The sequence below is a fragment of the Streptomyces sp. CNS606 genome (assembly GCF_000426325.1).
In genome coordinates this window covers 1-1,513 of record NZ_AUFD01000064.1, presented here as the reverse complement: position 1 = coordinate 1,513, position 1,513 = coordinate 1, and the positions used below count along the sequence as shown (strand labels likewise).

General features: G+C 67.9%; 1 protein-coding gene. It reads right to left on the bottom strand.

Going from position 1 to position 1,513, the window contains the following annotated elements:
- The coding region (locus K304_RS30315) for a hypothetical protein (RefSeq protein ID WP_037791377.1) at positions 1-567 on the bottom strand (567 nt) is incomplete at its 3' end.
- Positions 568-1,513 lie beyond the last annotated feature (946 nt).

Below are 1,513 nucleotides of genomic sequence, written 5' to 3'. Positions count from 1 at the left end.
GCCGAGGTTGAAGTCGTACTTGCCGTTGCCGTTGTAGTCGATGCCGTGCACCACCACGACGGCGGTGCCGGCGCGCAGCGACTTCGCGGCCTCCTCGCTGACCGTGAAGCTGCGCTCGTAGGTGTACATCGAGCCGGTGGGGAAGCGGTCCACCGCCAGACCGGAGGCCGGGCTGGTGTCGCCGCGTGTCGTGAGCGAGGTGCCGATCCTGCCGTAGAACGGCGCCCCGTCAGGCGTGGACAGAGACAGCTTGCCGTTGTGCTTCGTGGCCGCCGACTCCGGCGGGCACACGCCCTTGGCGGCGATGTGGAAGTGCTGCGCGTGCGGGGCGTTCAGCAGGCCCTTGACGTGCATCTTGACGCTGACGTGCCGGCCCTTGAGGTGGACCTTGGCCCAGCCGCGCCCGGTGACCCTGTTGACCTTGAACGGGTCCAGCTTCGCGTGCAGCGAGAGCGGCTTGTGGTGGTCGGGGGTGGGCATGCCACCAGCGGTGGCGGCCGGGGCGAGGGCCATCATCGGCGCAGTGGCGGCCAGCGCCGCCGCGGCAGCCAGAACGGTTCGCTTCATCAGGGTTCTCCAGCTGAGAGAAACGGACGCGACCCCAGGCGAAGAAGCGTGCACGTGCCGGGGGCCGCCGCATACACCTCTCGAAACTGACCGTCCCGCCCGCTGTCCGCCACTGCAGCCGCACCCTGGAAGACGTCACCAGAATCGGCCACCCGGCCCAACCACCAGTCTCCGCCCGCACCGCACAAGGCCCGGCCGGTGCAGGTCACACGACCCCACCATGACCGCACCGCTGCCGCGACACCCAACACCTCGAAGCCGATGCGACGAACGGGCGACTCCGGTGTAGGCACCGCAGCCTTCCACTCGCCCCGCCGCATCGACTGCGGTACGCCCTCATCTCACCGAAGTACTCCAGCCCGAAGATCGGATCGCCGTTCGCACTCGCCCGGCCCGGAAGCGTGCGCCCCCGGAGGTTCCGGTTCGCCGGCGTTCGGGTGTGCGCGTCTCGGCCGGTTGCGGTGGGAGTCGTGCTGATGTGCGCCTGGCGTGCCGACTTTCGGGGAAGATCGTCCGCTGAGCGGGGTGAGGTGGCCATCGTGCGGGTTTGCCCCACGCGTCACTGTTTGTGATCCGCATCACGGCTTGGATCGATGGCTCGCGCATGAATCTGCTCGCCGCGCGAGTGGGGTGACATGTGTCATGCCTGGTCACGCGCCGTGTGTTCTGTGTCGCTTTGGGTCTACTAATCAGTAGTGGATCTTGCATCAGGCATATGCGGTCACCAGGTGGCGTGGCCAAGCCCAGATTCTCGGGAGCGACTTCCGCAAACAGGGCCGCCGACCGGTTGACTTGATGCCGTGAGGACACCGAAGTCCTCAGGCAGACGCGCGAGTTGGAGACAAGGGGAGCGCTCGTTGCGGTGCCTTCCAAGCCGGTCCCGAAAGGACATCGATTTGCTTCAGCCGTCCAGCGGCACGGCGGCCCCGGCCGCCGTCGCCGCCTC